This window comes from Pseudomonas sp., from assembly GCF_030690725.1.
GTDB lineage: Bacteria > Pseudomonadota > Gammaproteobacteria > Pseudomonadales > Pseudomonadaceae > Aquipseudomonas.
In genome coordinates this window covers 143686-164552 of sequence record NZ_JAUYGD010000033.1, presented here as the reverse complement: position 1 = coordinate 164552, position 20867 = coordinate 143686, and the positions used below count along the sequence as shown (strand labels likewise).

The window sequence follows — 20867 nt, the reverse complement described above, 5'->3', positions numbered from 1 at the left end:
CGCCCCTCTCCACAGCACCTACGCTCGGCCTCCTGACGGGATTCGGGGACCGCGTTGTTTGGGCGATTTGTGGAGGCATAGCGAAGGGCAAAAGCGGAACGTAAAAGCCAAAAAAAAGCATCGCGGGCAAGCCCGTTCCTACGGTTTGTTCTGCGTTATCACAGACGACGCGAAACGCCCCATCAGCAGGCCGAGTGGAATCGTTGCGGAAGGGGTTGAGCGGCATGGATGCCGCGAGAGCCGCGATGGGCCAGGGATGGCCCTTCGCGGCGGGCCCCTGGAGCAATGATGGAACGAGGGAAGTCGAGCGCAGCGAGACCCGGATGCAAGGGGCAAGACTTTTTGCTTACTTTTGGGGCGTTTGCCAAAAGTGAGCCGCCGTAAGGGCGGAACCGTTAGCCCGGTCAACACATAAGCGGCGCAAACAAAGACCAATCCCAGAAACAACAAAGTTCGCGGCCATGGGCCGCTCCTACAGAGGCGATATGCCCTCGCCCGGCCGAAAAACAAAACCCCGCCAATCAGCGGGGTTTAGTCGACCAAACGCCAGGCTTATTCCGCCTGCGCCACCAGCGTGCCGTTCTGGTTACGGCTCCACTGCGGCAACAGCGTACCAATCAACATACCGGCCATGCTGAACAGCAGGCCCGCCAGCTGTGGCGGCCAGAAGGCGGCCTCAGTCCAGGTGTATTCCAGGTAGATCCACGACACCAGACCAAAGGCGATGGCCACCAGCGCGCCCTGGGTGGTCGCGCGCTTCCAGAATAACCCGGCAAACAACGGCACCACCGCCGCCACCAGGGTCACCTTGTAGGCGTTGCCGACCATCTCGTAGATGCTTGCATCCGAATACAGGGCAAAGCTCAGGGTGGCCACGGCGCAGACCACGATGGTGACGCGCATCAGCAGCAGGAACTGCTTGTCGTTAAGCACCGGCAAAAAGCGCTTGAGCACGTTCTCGGTCAGGGTCACCGACGGCGCCAACAGGGTGCCGGAGGCGGTGGACATGATCGCCGAAAGCAGCGCGCCGAAGAACATGATCTGGGCGAACAGCGGGGTCTTGTCGAGGATCAGCAGCGGCAGAATCATCTGCGAATCTTCGGCCAGCCACTTCTCGACCAGCGCCGGGTCGATCATCGAGGCGGCGTACACCAGAAACACCGGCAGCATGCAGAAGCCGAGGTAGAACACCGCACCGGTCATCGAGGCACGCGCGGCGATGTTCTCGCTCTTGGCCGACATCACGCGCTGGTACACGTCCTGCTGCGGGATGGAGCCGAGCATCATGGTCACTGCCGCGCCGATAAAGGCGACGATGTCCTTGGGCTCGAAGGCGTGCATAAAGGTGAATTTGCCATCGCTGGCCGCCTGGCTGATCACCAGGTCGGCGCCGCCGGCCATGTCGCTGAACAGCCAGACCAGGTAGATCAAGCCGACGACGATGATGATCATCTGGAAGAAGTCGGTCAGGGCAATCGACCACATGCCGCCGAACAGGGTGTACAGCAGCACGATAAAGGTGCCGAGGAACATGCCCTGGGTGGTGCTGATGCTGCCGTCGGAGATGACGTTGAACACCAGACCGAGGGCGATCAGCTGCGCGGCGATCCAGCCCAGGTAGGACATGACGATGACCAGGCTGATGATCAGCTCGACCTGCGGCCCAAAGCGTTTCTTGAAGTAGTCACCGATGGTCAGCAGGTTCATCCGGTACAGCGGTCGGGCGATGATCAGGCCGACCAGGAACAGGCAGCCGAAGGAGCCAAACGGGTCTTCGACGATGCCGGCAAAGCCTTCTTCGAGGAAGGTGGCGGGGATGCCCAGTACCGCTTCGCTGCCAAACCAGGTGGCAAACACCATGGCGGCGACGATGGGGAAGCCCATGCTACGACCACCGGAGGCGAAATCGCGGGTGTTGTGCACCCGGGTGGAGGCGTAGAAACCGATGGCGACAGTCACCAGCAAATAGAGCGCAACGAACCAGATCAGCATGCTTTCCCGTTCCACAGACGTCAGCCCACCGCATGCATGGCCCGCGCAGGCTGCGCGGGACGGATCGATGGGCTACAGGTTTTTGTTATGACCATTCTCGACGGGGTGCTGCACGCGCCCGTCCAAGGTCGCGCAGTCTGGCAAATACGTAAAATATGTCAAACAAAAACGACGAAACGTAAGCAGATAATTCAGCAAAACGCCCTGCACGCCTCTGTAACAGACTGTAATCGCTGCATAACCTGTTCAAGCGCAACTGCAGGTAGTTGCATATTTTTGACAGCAGGTCAGCAAATCTCCTATCCGAAAGACATAAAAAAGCCAGACCCGCTGGGCCTGGCTTTTTCATATCAGCAAGCGCCGCTTCAGGCAGGCCTTGACTCCGCTTCCTTGACCCGGAACCACGCCGCATACAGCGCCGGCAGGAACAGTAGGGTCAGCGCGGTGGCGACGATCAGGCCGCCCATGATGGCCACGGCCATTGGCCCGAAGAACACGCTGCGCGACAGCGGGATCATCGCCAATACCGCCGCCAGGGCGGTCAGCACGATGGGGCGGAAACGCCGCACGGTGGCTTCGATAATCGCGTGCCAGCGGTCCATGCCGGCGGCGATGTCCTGCTCGATCTGGTCGACCAGAATCACCGAGTTACGCATGATCATCCCCGACAAGGCGATGGTGCCGAGCATGGCGACGAAGCCGAACGGCTGACGGAAGATCAGCAGGAACAGCGTCACCCCGATCAGCCCCAGCGGCGCGGTGAGGAACACCATGGCCGAGCGCGAGAAGCTCTTCAGCTGCAGCATCAGCAGGGTCAGCACCACCACGATAAACAGCGGGATACCGGCGTTGACCGAGGCCTGACCACGGCTGGAGTCTTCCACGGTGCCGCCGACGTCCAGCTGGTAGCCGTCCGGCAGTTGTGCACGCACGGGCTCCAGAGTCGGCAGAATCTGCTTGATCAGGCTGGCCGGCTGCTCCTTGCCATACACATCGGCACGCACGGTGACGGTGGGCAGGCGGTTGCGGTGCCAGATGATGCCTTCCTCGAAGCCGTACTCCAGGGTGGCGATCTGCGACAACGGCACGCTGCGGCCATTGTCGGTGGGCACCGCCAGGCTTGGCAGCAGGCCGAGTTCCTGACGCTCACTCAGGGTGCCGCGCAGGAGGATTTCGATCAGCTCGTTGCCTTCGCGGTACTGGCTGACGGGCGAGCCGGTCAGCGAGCTTTGCAGGAAGCGCGACAGGTCGGCGGTGCTGACGCCCAGGGCGCGGGCGCGTTCCTGGTCGATGTTCAGGCGCACGACTTTGCTCGGCTCTTCCCAGTCCAGGTGCACGTTGCTCACATGGCTGTTCTCGCGCACCTTGTCGGCGACCTGGCGGGCCAGTTGGCGCACTTCGTCGATATGCTCACCGGAGACGCGGAACTGCACCGGGTAACCCACGGGCGGGCCGTTTTCCAGACGCGAGATGCGCGTGCGCAGGGTCGGGAACTCGTCGTTGAGCACCTCGATCAGCCAGGTGCGGATCTTCTCGCGGTCTTCAATGCTTTTCGCCAGCACCACAAACTGGGCAAAGCTGGCGGCCGGCAGTTGCTGGTCCAGCGGCAGGTAGAAGCGCGGCGAACCGGTGCCGACGTAGGCGACGAAGTTGTCGATGCCTTCATGGCCACTGAGCAATTTTTCCAGACGCTTGGCCTGCTCTTCGGTGGCGGCCAGGGAGGCGCCTTCGCTGAGCTTGAGGTCGACCATCAGTTCCAGACGGCCAGACGCCGGGAAGAACTGCTGCGGGACAAAGCGGAACAACAGGATCGAGCCGACAAACAACGCAATAGTCAGCACGATCACGGTTTTACGCCGACGTACGCACCATTCCACCGCCGTGCGCACGCGCCGATAGAACGGCGTGCCGTAGGGGTCGTGACCGTCGGCGCTGCCGCCGTGCTTGGCCGCGTGCAGCTTGGCCAGGTCCGGCAGCAGTTTGGCCCCCAGGTACGGCACAAACACCACGGCGGCGATCCACGACACCAGCAGGGCAATCGCCACCACCTGGAAGATCGAGCGGGTGTATTCGCCGGTGCCGGACTGCGCGGTGGCAATCGGCAGGAAGCCGGCGGCGGTGATCAGGGTGCCGGTGAGCATCGGGAAGGCGGTGCTGGTCCAGGCATAACTGGCCGCTTTGATGCGGTCGTAGCCCTGCTCCATCTTGATCGCCATCATCTCCACGGCAATGATCGCGTCATCCACCATCAGGCCCAGCGCCAGCACCAGCGCGCCGAGGGAAATCTTGTGCAGGCCGATGCCGAGGTAGTACATGGCGGCAAAGGTCATCGCCAGCACCAGCGGAATCGACAGCGCCACCACCAGACCAGTGCGCAGGCCAAGGGAGAAGAAGCTCACCAGCAGCACGATGATCACCGCTTCGGTGAGCACGCGGACGAACTCGCCGACGCCGGTTTTCACCGCCGCTGGTTGGTCGGACACCTTGCTCAGCTGCATGCCGGCCGGCAGGGTTTCCTGCAGGCGGGCGAACTCGCCTTCCAGGGCCTTGCCCAGCACCAGAATGTCACCACCGGCTTTCATCGATACGGCCAGGCCAATGGCGTCTTCGCCCATGTAGCGCATACGCGGTGCGGGTGGATCGTTGAAGCCACGCTTGACCTCGGCCACATCGGCGATGCGGAAGGTGCGCTCGGCCACGCGAATCGGGAAATTGCGGATTTCATCGACCGTTTCAAAACGCCCGGTGACGCGCAGTTGCACGCGGTCAGAAGCGGTTTCGAAGAAGCCGGCAGCGGCCACCGCGTTCTGTTCTTCCAGCGCCTGTTGCACGGCCGCCAGCGGCAGGCCGAGGGTGGCCAGCTTGGTGTTGGACAGCTCGATCCACACCTTTTCATCCTGCAGACCGAGCAGGTCGACCTTGCCAACGTCCTTGACGCGCTGCAGCTGCAGCTGGACGCGGTCGGCGTAATCCTTGAGCACGGCGTAGTCGAAGCCTTCACCGGTCAGCGCGTAGATATTGCCGAAGGTGGTGCCGAATTCGTCGTTGTAGAACGGCCCCTGAATGCCCTGGGGCAAGGTGTGGCGAATATCGCTGACCTTCTTGCGCACCTGATAGAACAGGTCAGGAATGTCGGCCGAGTGCATCGAATCACGGGCGATAAAGGTGACCTGGGATTCACCCGGGCGCGAGAACGAGACGATCTTGTCGTAGTCGCCAGTCTCCATCAGCTTCTTTTCGATGCGCTCGGTGACCTGCCGCGCTACCTCTTCGGCGCTCGCGCCTGGCCAGTTGGTGCGTACCACCATGGCCTTGAAGGTAAAGGGCGGGTCTTCGCTCTGGCCCAGCTTGGTGTAGGAAATAGCCCCGACCACAGCCAACAGCAGCATGAGATACAGGACGATCTGGCGGTTGCGCAGCGCCCAGGCGGATAGGTTGAAATCCATCGGGCTTACTCCTTGACCGTCAGGTCGGACTTGGCCGTCAGCTGCACCGCACGGTTGTCACGGTCAACCGGACGCACCTGCTGGCCTTCGCGTAGCACCTGACCACCGGCCGCCACCACCCAATCGGTGGCTTGCAGGCCTTCGAGCACCGGTACAGTTTTCTCGCCGTAAGCGCCGATACGTACATTAGTGCGCTTGAGGGTGGAATCCTTGGGATCGACCACCCAGACGTAGGGCTGGCCCTTCTCCGCCGTCAGTGCCGACAGTGGCACGGCCAGCGGCACATCGCCGTTGTGGGCGATAAACACGCGGGCGCTCTGGCCCAGTTCGGCCGGCACCTTGCCTTCGACGAAGGCAACGCGGGCGGCGAAGGTGCGCGATTGTGGATCGGCCGATGGCGACATTTCGCGGATGCGCCCGGGGAAGCGCTGGTCCGGCTGCGACCACAGCTCAACCGCGACATCCTGACCGACCTTGAAGCGCTCGAAGGCTTGCTCCGGCAGGTTGATCAGCACTTCACGCTCACCGTCCGCAGCCAGGGTGAACACGGTTTGCCCAGCGGCCACCACCTGGCCAACTTCGACCATGCGCTGGGCCACCACGCCATCTTGCGAGGCGCGCAGCACGGCGTAACCGGCCTGATTGTTAGCCACATTGAATTCGGCGCGCACCTGCTTCACCCGCGCTTCACCGGAGCGGTAGGTGTTCTCGGCATTGTCGTACTGCGAACGGCTGACTAGGTTGCGCGCCAGCAGGGTCTTGTAGCGATCACGTTCGGCGCGTACCAGCTGCAGGTTGGCCTCGGCCGCTGCCACCTGGGCGCGGATGGCTTCCAGCTGCAGACGCACGTCCTGCGGGTCCAGCTCGGCCAGGGGTTGATCCTTCTTCACCCGCGCGCCGACATCGACCAGACGCTTGGCCACCTTGCCACCGATACGGAACGCCAGTTCCGGCTCCAGGCGCGCACGCACCTCACCCGGGTAGGCGTCCATCAGGTCGCCAGCCAGCTGTGGCTGCACCACCATGGCCGGGCGCACAGCAACCTTGGCGGGCTCGCCATTACCGCAAGCGCCGAGCAACAGGATAAGACTGACAGGCAACGCAACAGACAGTGCATGACGAAACATGATGACTAACCTTTGTGGAGGCTTTTGAATAATTAAACTGACAGGTATAGTAAAAATAGCAAACTCACTAGTCCAGTATTAAAAACGACCAATGCCAAACAAAGTGTTGCCAACCAGCGGCCCCGGTCGCCCAAAAGACCTGGCCAAGCGCAAAGCCATTCTGGAAGCGGCGAAGACCCTCTTCCTCAGCAATGGCTATGACGGTAGCAGTATGGATGCGATTGCTGCGGAAGCCGGGGTTTCCAAGCTCACGGTGTACAGCCACTTCACCGACAAGGAGAAGCTGTTTGCCGCGGCGGTGCAGTCCAAATGCGAGGAGCAACTGCCGGAGCTGCTGTTCGAGCTGAACGACGAAGTGCCGGTGGCACAACTGCTGCTGAATATCGGCCGGGGCTTCAATGAGCTGATCAACAGCCGTGAGTCGGTGGAACTGCACCGGGTGATGGTGAGCCTGGCAGCGCAGGACTCCAAGCTCTCGCGGATGTTCTATGAGGCCGGCCCGCAGCGCGTGCTGCACGGCATGGAAGAGCTGCTGCGCCAGGCAGACCAGAGCGGCAAGCTGCGCGTACCCGACCCGCTGAGCGCGGCGGATCAATTTTTCTGCCTGATCAAGGGCGGCGCCAACTTCCGCCTGCTGATCGGCTGTGGCGAGGCGCTGCAAGGCGCTGAGGCTGAAGCCCATGTGCGCGATGCAGTCGAGGTGTTTCTGCGCGCTTTCCGCGCCGACTAAGGCAAGGCGTCGCCAGCGTTACTCACTGGCGGCTTGCAGCTTCTTCTTCGGGTAGATGTCGTAGCGGCTGGATTTACCTTCCAGGGCATAGCCCGGCTTGGCGCCTTCAATCAGCGGAGCCTTGCGCGGACGCTTGACCACCACCCGATGGCTGGCCAGCGCCAACGCCGCTTCCAGCAGCGCCGGCGCGTCCAGGTCATCGCCGACAAAGGGGCGGAACAGGCGCATTTCTTTTTTCACCAGCGCGCTCTTGTCGCGATGCGGGAACATCGGGTCGAGGTAGATCACCTGCGGCGGCTCACCCTGCCAGGCGCGCATCAGCTCGATGGCGTTGCCGCCGCGCAGCTGCATCTGCGCGGCAATCGGCGCCACATCACGATCCAGCGCCGCACGGGCCAGACCATCTTCCAGCAGCGCAGCAATTAGCGGCTGACGCTCGATCAAGGTCATGCGGCAACCCAGACTGGCCAGCACAAAGGCATCGCGCCCCAGGCCGGCCGTGGCATCCAGCACAGTCGGGCGCACCCCGGCTTGCACGCCCACCGCCTTGGCGATCATCTGCCCACTGCCGCCACCGAACAGTCGGCGATGCGCCACCGCGCCCTCGACAAAATCCACTTTCACCGGCCCGGGCGCTTGCGGGCCCAGTTCAACCAGCTGCAAGCCGCCCTCACCCAGTTGCAAGGCAAACTCGCTGTCGCCCTCCAGCGGTAAACCCAGGCGCGCCGCCCAGGTTTCAGCCGCAGCCTGCAAATGGGGCGCTAGGGCTTGCATACGAATTCTGGCTATTAGCCGCTCATCACTCATCAGAAAATGTGCTCAAAAATCACTCAATTGACTGGAAAAGCAGCCGATAACCTGCCTGAGCGGCATTTTGCCAGACCCGGCAGTTTCCAGCCGCACCGAGTTCGCCATGTTCGATGTAATTTCCGCCCCGCGCAGCGCCGCCCCTTCGGCCGCCAACACCAGTTCGATCAGCGAAACACTGGAGGAAGGCAAGCGCGCCTCGCTGGACTATCAGATCCTGCGGCGCACCCTGATGCCCGATGAAGCCGAAGCCAAGGCGCCCGCCAGCCCGCCAGAAACGCCCAGCGAGCCACCCGCCGTCACCGCCCAGGCCAGTGATTTTCAGGAGTTGGCCGCCCAGCGCGAGCTGGAGCTGAACGTCAATATCAACGCCGAACCGAAGAAAACCGATCCCCTGGTGCTCGACTTGGCCGGCAACGGCTTCAGCACCAGCGGCCTGAATCGTTCGGTACGTTTTGACCTGGATGCCGACGGCAAACTCGACCAGATCAGCGTGCCCATCGGCGACGATGCCCTGCTCGCCTATGACCGCAACGGCAACGGCCGCATTGATGATGGTCGCGAACTGTTCGGCGACCAGAACGGCGCGGCCAACGGCTTTGCCGAACTGCGCAAGTACGATGACAACGGCGATGGCCGCATCGACAACCAGGATGCGATCTTCGAGCGCCTGAGCCTGCTGCGCTTCGATGCTCAGGGCCGGCAATCCAGCCAGTCGCTGAGCCAAGCCGGGGTCAGCGCCATCGACCTGCAAGCACGCGACGTAAAGATTGCCCTGGGCGCCTATGACGAAATCGCCCAACTCGGCCGCTTCGAATTCGCCGACGGCCGCAGCGGTCAGGCAGCCGATCTATTGTTGGCGCAGCGTTAGCACGACAGCAGACATGGGGCAGTTGTAGGTTGGCGCTGAGGCACGAAGCCCAACACCATCAACAACCTGCTAGCGGCACATCCGCCACAGCCCCATATCCACATGAAAGTGGTCACGGTGCGCGGCGTTGTACTCCGGCCCCAGGGTGGTGTTAAAGCGCTTGCAGGCAGCCTGTTGCACCTGGCGCAGAAACTCGGCGTTCTTGCCCTGCTTGGGCCAATCCTGCAGCACGCTGATGCGCCGGCCATCGGTCAGGCGAAAACCGATGATATCCAGCGCATTCGCCGAGGCATGTTGGCTACGCCGCTGACTGCCGGCAATGGTGCGACAGGCGAAGCTGCCGACATGCTCGACCCGCGCCACCCGCTGACCAAACACTGCCTGGGCAGTTGGCTGCAGATCATGCTGCTCGAACAGGGCAAAGGCCGCTGCCAGCGGGCAGCTGGCGATAAAGCTGCTGCTAAACGCAACACCTGCGCTGTGTACACGCAGGGTGTTGTTCAGCGGACAGGCCGCTTCCGGGCTACTGTCGGCCTGCGGGGTAAAGCGCAGTGAGGAGGTGTTCAAGGCCTGCTGACACAACGCCGGATCATCCTGCAGCCGCCAGAGTTTAAAGCTGGTCAGCAGGTTCGGCGCCTCGCGAATATCCAGCACCGCCCAGGGATTCCAGCGCGGCGGCACCTCCAGCCAGCCACGCCAAATTGCCAACAACAGGCCGGCGAGCACTACACAAAGAATAAGAAAGGCACGAAAGAAGCTCATGCGGCGCAGCCTATCAGAGCAAACCTAACTGCTCGACCTGATCTTCGGCCTGCACCTGCGGCAAGGCCGCCAACCCAGGCAGACGCAACATCAACTGCTGATGGAAGCGCTGCGCCAGTTGCGGCGCCAGGCGGTTGTCCGAAGTGTGCAGAAAGACATAAGGCGTGCGGCCTTCTTCGATCCAGCCCGCCACCTTGTCCAGCCAGGGCGCCATAAACGGATCATTGGCCAACAGCTCGGGGTGGCCAATAAAGCGCAGCTGCGGCGCCTGGCTAAAGGCCGTGGGCCGCAGTGGCAAGCGCGGCTTCTTCGCCTGCGCATGCATTACCGCTGGTGCGCTGGAGACGCAGCTGAACAGCGCCCGCGAATCCAGACAGATACGCTCGATACCACGGCCATGCAGCAGGCGATTAAGGCTGCGCTCCTCCTCGTCTTTGGCAAAGAACGCCGGATGACGCACCTCGACGGCCAGCTCCTCGGCCTGCCAGGGCTCGATAAACGCGCTCAGCTCCGCCAGACGCTGCGGGCCAAAGCTCGCCGGCAGCTGTAACCAGAACGGCGCCACCCGCTTACCCAGCGGCGCCAGCAGACGGCGGAAATCCTCGGTGGCGCTCAGTTGGTCACGCAGGTCGCCGTTATGGCTGATCTCGCGCGGCAACTTGGCGCAAAAGCGCAGATGCGCTGGCATGCGCTCGGCCCAACGGGCCACGTTATCGACAGAAGGCTTTGCGTAGAAAGTGGTATTGCCCTCAACGGCATTGAACACCTGGGCATACAACGGCAGAAAGTCGGCGCTGCGACAGCCGTCTGGATACAAGGAGCCGCGCCAGGCGGGCTCGCTCCATGACGGGCAACCGAGGTAGTAAGGCAACATTAATTAGGCGTAAAGATCGAGGCCGAGCACCTGCTGGGCATCCGTCTCGCTGGCGAAACTGGCGGTTGAGCTGTAGCTGGCCAACGCCTGGGCGGCGCGGTTGTTTAGCGGCGGCTGGTAGAGCTGGTCTTGCAGGCGCGATGGCAGGCTGTCGCTGCTGGCATTACTGGCTTCGACCTTGCGCGCCTGGGCAACTTGTTCGAAGCCCTGGGTGCTGGCTGGGGATGCGGGCTGCTCACGACGTTCCTCAATCTCGCGCTGCGCTTCGCGAAATGGCGTAACCGCAGAGCCCGGGCGGGCACTGCGGTCTGGCGAATAAGAGGAAGTAAAACCGTCGATACGCATCAGTTACTGCTCGGCTTGCTTAGCCAACGATGGACACAAGTGATGGCAATTTAGCCCCCGTAGACCGGCTTGGCAATCAAGCGCGGCGTAACGCGGCAATATGCGCGACAGAAGGTGCGCCGCTATCGGCGGTTTAAACCGGAGCCTTGGGCGTGGCCACCTGATCACGCAGGTAAACCGGTTGCGCCAGGTCAGCGACCACCGCCTCACCACGGGCCCAGGCAAAGCGCGCCAGGCTGAGCAAGTCTTCGGCGTGCGGCAACATGGCGGCATCCTGCCCGCTGACGGCAACCGGAATACGCGCAGCAAAGGTGCCCCAGCCAGTGCCTGCGGCAAACCAGTCACCACTGGCATCGCCCGGCAGGCTGGCGCGCTCCGGTGGCAATACCGCCTCGACGCCGGCCAGGCGCATTTCGCCCTGCTCGGCGCGGTAGCAGCCCCAATAGACTTCATCCATGCGTGCATCAATGGCTGCCGCCACCTGCTGCGCGCCGTGTTCGCGCAAGCTGCGCTGAGCCAGCACGGCCAGGTTGGACACCGGCAACACCGGGCGCTCCAGGGCAAAGGCCAGCCCCTGCACCACGCCGATAGCAATTCGCACGCCGGTAAAAGCACCCGGGCCACGACCAAAGGCAATCGCATCGAGCGCCGACAACGGCACTTCGGCATCGGCCAGCAGCTGCTTGATCATCGGCAGCAGACGCTGGGCATGCAGGCGCGGAATCACTTCGTAATGGCTGAGCACCTGGCCGTTATGCAGCAGGGCAACGGAGCAGGCTTCGGTGGCGGTATCCAGGGCCAGGAGAGTGGTCATTGCATTCGGACAGGTGACGAAATGGATCGGCATTAGAACGGCTTGGGGCTTTTTTTTCCAGCGCAATCATTAGGGGCTGTCACACGAGCGGACTCGAAGAACTACAGGCACGCAGCGGGCCCGAACAGCCCCGCTGCTGCCAGAGTAAAGCGCTTACCAGGGCTCGATAACGGTCTTGGCGTCCCAACCTTGCAAAGGTGCCTTGGACCAGGCGCCGTAGCCGGCATTGGGGAAGACGATCCACTCGGTGCCCCATTTGCCTGATTCGGCAGCGACGGTGGCGCGCTGATCGGCCAGTGGTGTCTTGCGGAAGCGCCCATCGAAGTCATGCAGCGTATCGCCCAGCAGCAACACGATCTGATGATCAGCACTGACGATGGCACGGCGCTCGACCTTGGGCGGCCCCAGCAACAGCACGCTTTGTTCAGAGATTTGCGGCAAGCCGAGCTTGTTCAGGGTGGCCAGTGTGTGTGGCTTCTGCTCGTCGGCACGGTCCGAGATATAACGGATGGTCACGCCCAGGCTGTCGGCGTGCTGCAGGAACTGCTTGGCGCCGGGGATCAGCGCCGGAGTGCCGTCGCGCTCCCAGGGCAGCCAGGTGTCCCAGGCGTCATAGGTGTGACAGTTGGCCAGATCGCGCGCCAACAGGGCGCTGTTATCAATGACGGTTTCATCCAGATCGGTAACGATGGCCAGCTTGGACGGATCTTTCGCCGCGGCCACCGCCGCATCCAGTTTCAGCGTCGCAATGTTGTAGGCCTGCAGCTGCAAGGCCTGAACCTCCGCCGATTGCTGCTGGAAGCGCAGCCCCATGGTGAACTCGGCAACGCTGCAATCGGTCTTGGGTTTCGCCGGGGTCTCGGCGAAGGCCGCAGGGCTCCCCACCAGCGCTAACGCAAGGCCCAACCAGATGGCACTCTTTGCTGTTTTCTCGGTCATTGACTGCGCTCTCTTCCTTAGTATGGGTAAAGGCATAAAGTCTATGACCCCTCATCGTGGTATAGACCAGAACCGATGCTAGCCTAGGCGAGCAAGGTTACTGTTCTATGAACGACGCTCAGCGAGTCCAGCGCGCCAAACGCAGAAACGACAACGGCCCGCAAAAGCGGGCCGTTGGCTGACTGCAGCAAGGCTTAGCTGAGAGCTGCAAGCACCTTGGCAGTGATCTCGTCGACCGAACCAACGCCGGCAATGGCGCTGTACTTCGGCGTGCCGTCAGCGGCAGCGAGCTTCTGGTAGAAGTCCACCAGCGGCTTGGTCTGCGAGTGATAGACCGACAGGCGATGACGTACGGTTTCTTCTTTGTCGTCTTCGCGCTGGATCAGCTCGTCACCGGTTTCGTCATCCTTACCGGCAACTTTCGGCGGATTGTGCTCGGTGTGGTAGACGCGACCCGACGCCGGGTGCACGCGACGACCGGCGATACGGCCGACGATTTCTTCGTCATCAACCGCAATTTCGACCACGTTGTCGATGACCACGCCGGCTTCCTTCAGGGCTTCAGCCTGAGGAATGGTGCGCGGGAAACCATCAAAGAGGAAACCATTGGCGCAGTCGGCTTGGGCGATGCGCTCTTTGACCAAGTTGATGATCAGGTCATCGGAGACCAGACCACCGCTGTCCATTACGCTTTTGGCAACCAGGCCCAGTTCAGTGCCGGCCTTGACCGCAGCACGCAGCATGTCACCGGTGGAGATTTGCGGAATACCAAATTTCTTGGTGATGAAACCAGCTTGGGTACCTTTACCGGCACCGGGCGCCCCCAGCAAAATCACACGCATCGATGTGCTCCTCAAGATTTAAGTAAAAATCGTCGGACTCGCCTCGTGGGGCCAATCTCAGAATTGTTCAAGCAGCGCTGCCAAACTGGGCCAGAGTGCCGAAAGGCCGCTCAAGATACACAGCGCACCCATAGCGCACAAGCCACCGAAAGTCGGATACACCTGCGACCACTTCTAGCAGGTAGTGCTTTATGCCGCGCACTACATCTGCACCGCCGAAAGCACGACTGCCCTTATCAATCCACCTAGCCGGTATTGCGCAAACCGGCCGCAATGCCCGCCACGCTGACCAGCAAGGCCTGTTCCAGAGGGCTGTCAGCCTGATTGTCGCGCAGCCGGGAGCGGGCCAGCAGCTCGGCCTGGAGCAGGTGCAGCGGGTCCAGGTAGGTGTTGCGCACGCTGATCGACTCCAGGGTTTCCGGGCTGTGCGCCAGCAGCTGCGACTGGCCGGTCAAACCCAGCACTGCGGCCACCGCCTGCGACAATAGGCCGCGTAGATGCTCGCCCAGCGGACGCAGGGCCGGCTCGACCAAACGCTCGTCATACAACTGGGCGATGGACTCGTCGGCCTTGGCCAGCACCATCTCCAGCATGTCGATACGCGTGCGGAAGAACGGCCAGTGCTCGCGCATTTGCCCAAGCAGCTCGCCTTCACCGCGCTGAAAAGCGTTATCCAGCGCCGCTTCCCAGCCCAGCCAGGCAGGCAGCATCAGGCGGGTCTGGGTCCAGGCGAAAATCCATGGAATCGCCCGCAGGCTTTCCACCCCACCCTCGCGGCGCTTGGCCGGGCGGCTGCCCAAGGGCAAGCGACCCAACTCCTGCTCTGGCGTTGCCTGACGGAAATAGTCGACAAATTGCGGGTGTTCACGCACCACCGCGCGGTAGGCGCTGACGCCATCGCTGGCCAGTTTGTCCATCAACTCGCGCCAGGCCGGCTCCGGGCTGGGCGGCGGCAACAAGGTGGCTTCCAGCACCGCGGCCAAGTACAGATTGAGGTTTTGTTCGGCGATATCTGGCAGGCCGAATTTGAAACGAATCATTTCACCCTGTTCGGTGGTGCGGAAACGCCCCTTCACCGACCCCGGCGGCTGCGACAGAATCGCCGCATGCGCCGGGCCACCGCCACGCCCTACCGTGCCGCCGCGACCGTGGAACAACAGCAGCTCAACATCCTGCTCGCGGCACACCTGCACCAGGGTTTCCTGGGCGCGGTACTGCGCCCAGGCCGCCGCGGTAGTGCCAGCGTCCTTGGCCGAGTCGGAGTAACCGATCATCACCTCCTGCGGCCCATGCAAGCGCGCGCGATAGCCATGCAGCGCCAGCAGCCGGCTGATCACCGGACCGGCGTTGTCCAGGTCGGCCAGGGTTTCAAACAGCGGCACCACGCGCATCGGCCGTTGCAAGCCGGCTTCCTTGAGCAGCAGCTGCACCGCCAGCACATCGGAGGCCGCACCAGCCATGGAGATCACGTAAGAACCCAAGGATGCAGCGGGCGCGCCAGCGACTTCACGGCAGGTGGCCAGCACCTCCTCGGTTTCACCGCTGGGCTTGAAGTGCCCCGGCAACAGCGGCCGACGGTTTTCCAGCTCTTTCAGCAGGAACGCCAGGCGCGCTTCTTCATCCCATTCGGCGTAACGGCCCAGGCCGAGGTAGTCGGTGATTTCACTCATGGCGGCAGCGTGGCGGCTGGAGTCCTGACGCACATCCAGACGCACCAGAAACAGCCCAAAGGTCGCCGCGCGGCGCAGGCAATCGAGCAGCGGGCCATCAGCGATCACGCCCATGCCGCATTCATGCAGCGACTGGTAACACAGGGTCAGCGGCTCCAGCAGCTCGCGGTTGTCCTGCAGCACGGCGGCGGGCGCTGGAATCTGCTCATGCAGCGCGGCCTGAGCCCAGCTGCGGGTGGCGCGCAGACGCTCACGCAGCTGCTTGAGCAGGCTGCGATAGGGCTCGGCACTCGCCCCCACCCGCGCCAGCAGCGCCGGGCTGGCCTGCTGCATGGACAGTTCAGCAGCCAGGTTATCGACATCGCGCAGGTACAGGTCCGCCGCCATCCAGCGCGCCAGCAGCAGCACTTCGCGGGTAATGCTTGCGGTGACATTGGGGTTGCCGTCACGGTCGCCGCCCATCCAGGAGGCGAAACGAATCGGCGCGGCGTCCAGCGGCAGGTGCAACCCGGTGGCGCTGTGCAACACCTGATCGGCCTTGCGCAGCACATTGGGGATGGCATGCCAGAGCGAATGCTCAATCACCGCAAAGCCCCATTTGGCTTCATCCACCGGGCTCGGCCGGCTGCGGCGGATTTCCTCGGTGTGCCAGGCTTCGGCAATCAGCCGCTGTAGGCGCTGTTTAACCTGCTCACGCTCGGCAGCCGACAGGTCGCTGTGGTCGCCGGCCGCCAGCTGTTCGGCCATCGCGTCGTATTTCTGGATCAGGGTGCGCCGGGCTACTTCGGTGGGGTGTGCGGTCAGCACCAGCTCGATATCTAGACGGCCGAACTGACGGGCCAGAGCCTCGCCCTTGTGGCCGTTGCTGGACAACCGCTGCAGCAGCTCGGCGAGGATATTGTCTTCAAACGGCTGCGCCTCACCCGGCGCGCGGCGGCGCACGCGGTGGTACTGCTCGGCGATATTGGCCAGGTTGAGGAACTGGTTGAAAGCCCGTGCCACCGGCAGCAGCTCGTCATCGTCCAGTTGATTCAGGGTTGCACTGAGTTGCTCCGCGCCCTCCTGCGAGCCACGGCGCGAGGCCTTGGCGCCCTTGCGAATGCGCTCGATCTTGTCAAGAAAGGCGGCGCCATGCTGCACGCTGATGGTGTTACCCAGTAGCTCGCCGAGCTGGTGGACGTCCTCGCGCAGACGCGCGTCGATTTCTGCCATGAGTCTTGCCTCCGCTGATCCTGTCTCCAGAGTGCCCAGCGCGCCAACTTCTTACAAGTGCGCGACGCACAGGCCGCACTTATCGGCCTAAGCACTAGTCTTAACTGTGCAGCCCACCAAAACACGGCGGGCACAGAACAGACACGAGGCAATCATGAAGATTCGCGAGCTTGTTCAGCACTGGCAGGAAAATGCCCAGGGGCGGCTGAGCGTAACGCCTTATCAGATAAGGCTTGATCTGGAAGCCGCCGCGCGCCTGGCGGCACTGCAGGAGATGTACCCCAAGCACCACGTTGAAGAGCTGCTGGGCGAATTGCTCGGCGCGGCGCTCGATGAGCTGGAGGCCAGCCTGCCCTACGTTCAGGGCAGTAAGGTGGTGGCCAGCGATGAACAGGGCGACCCGCTGTATGAAGACATCGGCCTGACACCGCGCTTTCTCGCCCTGTCACGCCGGCATTTGCAGCGCCTTAGCGAGCAGCAAAAACAGGCGGGCTAAGACTATTGGCCTTCGCTGCAACGCACGGCTTGCTTGCGCTGATCGACCAGCACGCCGCTCAGGCCCTTCTGCTCCAGATCAAACAGCACCAGCACGCCATCAATGCACTGGGCGACCTGGCTGGCAGGCTTGAGCGAGACTTTGTAATCCTCACCGGGCACCGTCTTGAGCATGGTGAACTCGGACAGCAGCAAGGCATCTTCCGGCTTGGCGATATGCAGGTAGCCGTAATAGCCGAGCACAGCCACCGTGGCGCAGATGCTGCCGATACCAGTGAGGATCAGCGGGATGGGGTTTACTTCACTCATAACAGGCTCTCGGATTTTTCAGTTAGCGGGCTAGCACAGGCGGCGCAGCTTGCAGCAAACACTCACCCCTGCAAAGGCCCAGATTGCCGCATCATTTACCGCCAGCGCGTACTTCCTCGCGGGCCTTGAAGGTCGCTTCATACACACGCTCGGCCAGGCGTGAGAACGGCAGACTCTGAACCCACACGGTACCTGTGCCCTTGAGCGTAGCGAGGAGGATGCCCTCGCCGCCGAACAACATGCTTTTCAGGCCGCCGGCCAGGGCGATGTCGTAATCGATGCCGCTGGTAAAGGCCACCAGGCAACCGGTGTCCAGGCGCAGGGTTTCGTTGTTCAGCTGCTTACGAATCACCGTGCCGCCGGCATGCACAAAGGCCAGGCCGTCGCCTTCGAGCTTTTGCAGGATAAAGCCCTCGCCGCCGAAGAACCCGGCGCCCAGGCGCTTGTTAAAGCTGATGCCGACCGCAGTGCCGTGAGCCGCGCAGAGAAAGGCGTCCTTCTGGCAGATCAGCGTGCCGCCGTGCTCAGCCAGCTGAATCGGCACCACGGTGCCGGGGTACGGCGCAGCAAAGGCTACGCGCGCCAGGGTTTTGCCGGCATTGGAAAAGTGCGTCATAAACAGCGACTCACCCGTGAGCATGCGCTTGCCAGCACTCCACAGCTTGCCCAGCACGCCCGTGGCCGCGCCATCGCCCATGCGCGTTTCAAAGCGGATGCCGTCGGTCATGTAATTCATCACCCCGGCTTCGGCGATCACCGTTTCACCCGGATCAAGAATGATTTCCACGCTCTGCGCGGAGGCGCCGAGGATTTCGTAGTCGAGTTGATGGCTGGGCATGCAGGGCTCCTTGGCGACAGGTAAACAGGTATGCGGGGCTGTGAGTTCGTAGGAGCGGGCCATGCCCGCGATGCCTTTGGGGTGCATGGCTTATCGCGGTCATGGACCGCTCCTACACCCGACGACAGGGATTACTCCATCAGAGAATATTGGCGTAATCGGCCTCTATCCGATCAAGACTTAGGTGGTTCAAGAAATTGGAGAAGCACATCCAGGCCGACAACGAGTTGAGGTCGCTGAACTGCGGCGGCAGGTATTTGGGTGCAACAACCAGCCCTTCATCCACCAGCTGGCGCAGGGTGCGCATGTCTTCCAGGGTGGTTTTGCCGCAGAACAGCAGCGGAATCTGCTCCAGCTTGCCTTTGCGCACAGCGAGCTGGATGTAGTTGTAAATCATGATAAAGCCTTTCAGGTAGGACAGGTCCTTGGTGAAAGGCAGGCCATTGGGGGTGGAGCCACGGAACACCCGGTTGGCGTTGCTGTAGCTGTCTTCCTGGCTGAAACCCTGCTCGCGGTAGAAGTCGAACACCTGTAGGAAATCCGCGCCCTCTTCGGCCATATGAATGGCGCGGGTGCGGTTGGTCAGCTTGCGCAAACGGGTTGGATAGGAGGCGAAGGTGATCACCTCCATCAGGATCGCCAGGCCTTCCTGAGTCACCGTGGACGAGGGCGGGCCCTTGGCCAGAAAGGTGCAGATCGGCTGGTTCAGCCCGTTCAGCGTGGTCGCCACATGCACCAAGCCCTCGTGCACTTCCAGGGCTTTTACATCGCGATCATTGAACATGGCATCGGCGCGAATCTTGATGTAATCGGCGCCGGCTGCGGCGTCGGCAAGAATACCGTCGGACTCGAACACCCGAATGGTGCCCTCCTCCTCGCCAAACACCTTGTTCAGGCGATGCTGCAGCAGGTTGACGGCCTCCTTGGCAGTCAGGGTCTTGGCTTCGTCCTTGAGGTCGCCGCGTTTGTCGATGTTATTGAGGAAATCGGAAAACATCAGACCCAGATCGGCCAGGGTCGGGTCGCCGGCATGGAAGGCATCGGACGCCGCGCCGTAGAGTTCCTGACTGATCAGGCCGAAGTCTTCGGTGCCGCGCGCTTCAAGCATGCGGATGACCATGCGGTACTCGCGGCACATGCGCCGCATGATCTTGCCCACCGGGTTGAACTGGCCGAGCTGGCGAGTGATGTCGCGCTCGATATTCTGGAATTCCAGCTTCTTCGCCGACGCATCAAAGGGCAGCGGCCGGTTGGCGTAGTAGCCACGGTCAACGGCGGGCAGCTTCTTGCCTTTGTGCTTGAGAAACTCGCTGCGGATCGAGTCATCCCACTTCACCGCATCCAGCACGCGAATCGGCGTTTGCGCGTCGACCAAACGGTCGGACAACGCGCGCACGATCAACTGGTAATCGTCCAACCCGGTATGACTGTTCATGCTTTCCTCACCACAACCTGCTAGTCACCCGCCCGCTGATAACGCGCGACTTCAATAAATACATCCGAATTGGCCTGATCGTCGAGGTAGCTGAACACCTGCTCCAGCGGACTGCTGATCAGCACGCCATCGCCTTCGGCGCCGTCAATCACCTCGCCCTGCAAGGCGCCCTGCTCCAGCTCCTGAAGAATCCGGTCGACATCCAGGTTGTAGATCACCAGCTCATTGCTGGTGGTCAGCTCGAAACCGGCGATGGCGAAGTTCGCCCCCAGGCTTTTCGGCAAGCCCGCCGAGAGGTACCAGCGACGGCCATGGTGGGCCACGGTAAAGCCGTACTCCTCAACACTGTCGAGGTTATCCAGGCTGTCGACATAGGCCCGCGCCTTGTAGACGTTGGAGCCGGCACGGGTGATCTGCAGATACAGCTGCTCGCCCCATTCATTCTTGCGCGACCATTCGCCAAGCAAGGGAATTGGGGCTGCTTCATTGGCGGGAATCGGGTCCTTGAAGGTCACCAGACAGCCACCAAGCAACAGGAAGGACACGGCAAGCAGCGCGCGCCAGGCTTTCATTCAGCTCTCCTTGTGAACGGATTGACCGGGTTAACAGGTCTGTTAGAGGCCCAGTACCAGATGCATATAACGTTTAAGCATGGCCAACATCTCTTCACTGTCCAGATGATCGACACCATCGAGCAGGCCCTGATACTCCATGCGCACAATAATCGCCGTCAAGAGCTTGGCATCCTGCTCTGCCTGCTGCGAGCCCAGCACCTCGAAGAAGTGCGTCACACCCTGCAGCAGAATCTGCCGATGGGCGCGTAACAAGCCGTGCAGGCGCGGGTTAAGCAGGGCCTCCTGCTGAAAGGCCTGCTCGGCCAGCAGGTGCTCACGGCGGGTCAGCAATTGCTGGCGCACGTACTCCACCGCCAAGCGGGCAATCTCATTGGCCAGACGCCGACGCGCCTCGGCACTGCCATCCAGGCGGCTGACCTGCTCACGCAGCAAGCCTTCGGTACTGCTCCAGAACTGGCCCATATGCGCCGCGCTGCGCTCAACGAACTGAGCGAAGGTATCGGTGATCAGGTCGTTGATGTCTTTGAAGTAATAAGTAGTCGCCGACAGCGGCACTTCGGCCTCGGCGGCCACCGCGCGGTGGCGCACGGCGCGCACGCCTTCACGCACGATAATGCGCATGGCGGCATCGAGAATGGCCTGGCGGCGCTGTTCACTGCCCTGTCGGCTGGCTTTGCGGCCGTGGTACTGCACGCTCTCAGCGACGGCGTTGGCCACCAGGGTGGCGCTTTCTTGGGCGGGCTTGGCTGTCACAGCAAGACGATCCTCTGTCGTTTATTCACGA

At 62.2% G+C, this 20867-nt stretch carries 19 protein-coding genes; 3 read left to right on the top strand and 16 right to left on the bottom strand.

The annotated features are described in order from the left end of the window. Positions 1-552: 552 nt before the first annotated feature. The 3 genes from Q8O69_RS07245 to Q8O69_RS07235 form a co-directional block, all read right to left on the bottom strand. A complete protein-coding gene (locus Q8O69_RS07245; protein ID WP_305590806.1) occupies positions 553-1992 on the bottom strand; it encodes a sodium:solute symporter family protein in 1440 nt (479 codons plus the stop codon). Between the two features lie 365 nt (positions 1993-2357). Next, positions 2358-5438 carry an efflux RND transporter permease subunit gene (locus tag Q8O69_RS07240; protein ID WP_305590804.1) on the bottom strand — a complete coding sequence of 1027 codons (3081 nt, stop codon included), beginning with the start codon at positions 5436-5438 and terminating at the stop codon, positions 2358-2360. 5 nt (positions 5439-5443) lie between these two features. Further along, entirely contained in the window at positions 5444-6565 is a 1122-nt protein-coding gene (locus Q8O69_RS07235; RefSeq protein ID WP_305590802.1) for an efflux RND transporter periplasmic adaptor subunit, read from the bottom strand. Between the two features lie 91 nt (positions 6566-6656). Between Q8O69_RS07235 and Q8O69_RS07230 the strand changes: the two genes are divergently transcribed. Next, on the top strand, positions 6657-7295 hold the full coding sequence (locus tag Q8O69_RS07230; RefSeq protein ID WP_305590800.1) for a TetR/AcrR family transcriptional regulator: 639 nt from the start codon (positions 6657-6659) through the stop codon (positions 7293-7295). Positions 7296-7313: 18 nt separating this feature from the next. Here the strand turns inward: Q8O69_RS07230 and Q8O69_RS07225 are convergent, their stop codons facing one another. After that, on the bottom strand, positions 7314-8102 hold the full coding sequence (locus tag Q8O69_RS07225; protein ID WP_305590798.1) for a class I SAM-dependent methyltransferase: 789 nt from the start codon (positions 8100-8102) through the stop codon (positions 7314-7316). A gap of 106 nt (positions 8103-8208) precedes the next feature. Between Q8O69_RS07225 and Q8O69_RS07220 the strand changes: the two genes are divergently transcribed. Beyond that, positions 8209-8973 carry a hypothetical protein gene (locus Q8O69_RS07220; RefSeq protein WP_305590796.1) on the top strand — a complete coding sequence of 255 codons (765 nt, stop codon included), beginning with the start codon at positions 8209-8211 and terminating at the stop codon, positions 8971-8973. A 69-nt stretch (positions 8974-9042) separates the two neighbouring features. On the opposite strand, the gene Q8O69_RS07215 is transcribed toward Q8O69_RS07220, so the two are convergent. The 7 genes from Q8O69_RS07215 to ppc all read right to left on the bottom strand — a co-directional run bounded on the left by Q8O69_RS07215 (position 9043) and on the right by ppc (position 16431). Next, on the bottom strand, positions 9043-9735 hold the full coding sequence (locus Q8O69_RS07215; RefSeq protein WP_305590794.1) for an extensin family protein: 693 nt from the start codon (positions 9733-9735) through the stop codon (positions 9043-9045). A gap of 13 nt (positions 9736-9748) precedes the next feature. Next, complete coding sequence (locus tag Q8O69_RS07210; RefSeq protein ID WP_305590792.1) at positions 9749-10609, bottom strand: DUF72 domain-containing protein; 861 nt, start codon at positions 10607-10609, stop codon at positions 9749-9751. Between the two features lie 3 nt (positions 10610-10612). Further along, complete coding sequence (locus Q8O69_RS07205) at positions 10613-10954, bottom strand: hypothetical protein (protein WP_090387935.1); 342 nt, start codon at positions 10952-10954, stop codon at positions 10613-10615. A gap of 133 nt (positions 10955-11087) precedes the next feature. After that, on the bottom strand, positions 11088-11768 hold the full coding sequence (gene tsaB, locus Q8O69_RS07200; protein WP_305590790.1) for a tRNA (adenosine(37)-N6)-threonylcarbamoyltransferase complex dimerization subunit type 1 TsaB: 681 nt from the start codon (positions 11766-11768) through the stop codon (positions 11088-11090). 153 nt (positions 11769-11921) lie between these two features. Then, on the bottom strand, positions 11922-12707 hold the full coding sequence (locus tag Q8O69_RS07195; protein WP_305590788.1) for a 5'-nucleotidase, lipoprotein e(P4) family: 786 nt from the start codon (positions 12705-12707) through the stop codon (positions 11922-11924). Positions 12708-12901: 194 nt separating this feature from the next. Further along, positions 12902-13549 carry an adenylate kinase gene (gene adk / locus Q8O69_RS07190; protein ID WP_305590786.1) on the bottom strand — a complete coding sequence of 216 codons (648 nt, stop codon included), beginning with the start codon at positions 13547-13549 and terminating at the stop codon, positions 12902-12904. A 245-nt stretch (positions 13550-13794) separates the two neighbouring features. Further along, a complete protein-coding gene (ppc, locus tag Q8O69_RS07185; protein ID WP_305590784.1) occupies positions 13795-16431 on the bottom strand; it encodes a phosphoenolpyruvate carboxylase in 2637 nt (878 codons plus the stop codon). A gap of 154 nt (positions 16432-16585) precedes the next feature. Here ppc and Q8O69_RS07180 point away from each other — a divergent pair, with 154 nt between their 5' ends. Beyond that, the gene (locus tag Q8O69_RS07180) at positions 16586-16927 is read left to right on the top strand and encodes a pilin assembly protein (protein ID WP_275961083.1); all 342 of its coding nucleotides are present in this window, start codon (positions 16586-16588) and stop codon (positions 16925-16927) included. Positions 16928-16929: 2 nt separating this feature from the next. On the opposite strand, the gene Q8O69_RS07175 is transcribed toward Q8O69_RS07180, so the two are convergent. The 5 genes from Q8O69_RS07175 to Q8O69_RS07155 form a co-directional block, all read right to left on the bottom strand. Continuing rightward, complete coding sequence (locus tag Q8O69_RS07175; protein ID WP_090387930.1) at positions 16930-17235, bottom strand: hypothetical protein; 306 nt, start codon at positions 17233-17235, stop codon at positions 16930-16932. Positions 17236-17326: 91 nt separating this feature from the next. Further along, complete coding sequence (locus Q8O69_RS07170) at positions 17327-18073, bottom strand: TIGR00266 family protein (RefSeq protein ID WP_305590782.1); 747 nt, start codon at positions 18071-18073, stop codon at positions 17327-17329. Between the two features lie 139 nt (positions 18074-18212). Next, complete coding sequence (locus Q8O69_RS07165; protein ID WP_305590780.1) at positions 18213-19508, bottom strand: flavohemoglobin expression-modulating QEGLA motif protein; 1296 nt, start codon at positions 19506-19508, stop codon at positions 18213-18215. 20 nt (positions 19509-19528) lie between these two features. Continuing rightward, positions 19529-20080 carry a hypothetical protein gene (locus Q8O69_RS07160; protein WP_304865448.1) on the bottom strand — a complete coding sequence of 184 codons (552 nt, stop codon included), beginning with the start codon at positions 20078-20080 and terminating at the stop codon, positions 19529-19531. Positions 20081-20122: 42 nt separating this feature from the next. After that, the gene (locus Q8O69_RS07155) at positions 20123-20836 is read right to left on the bottom strand and encodes a TetR/AcrR family transcriptional regulator (RefSeq protein WP_090387928.1); all 714 of its coding nucleotides are present in this window, start codon (positions 20834-20836) and stop codon (positions 20123-20125) included. Positions 20837-20867: the final 31 nt, after the last annotated feature.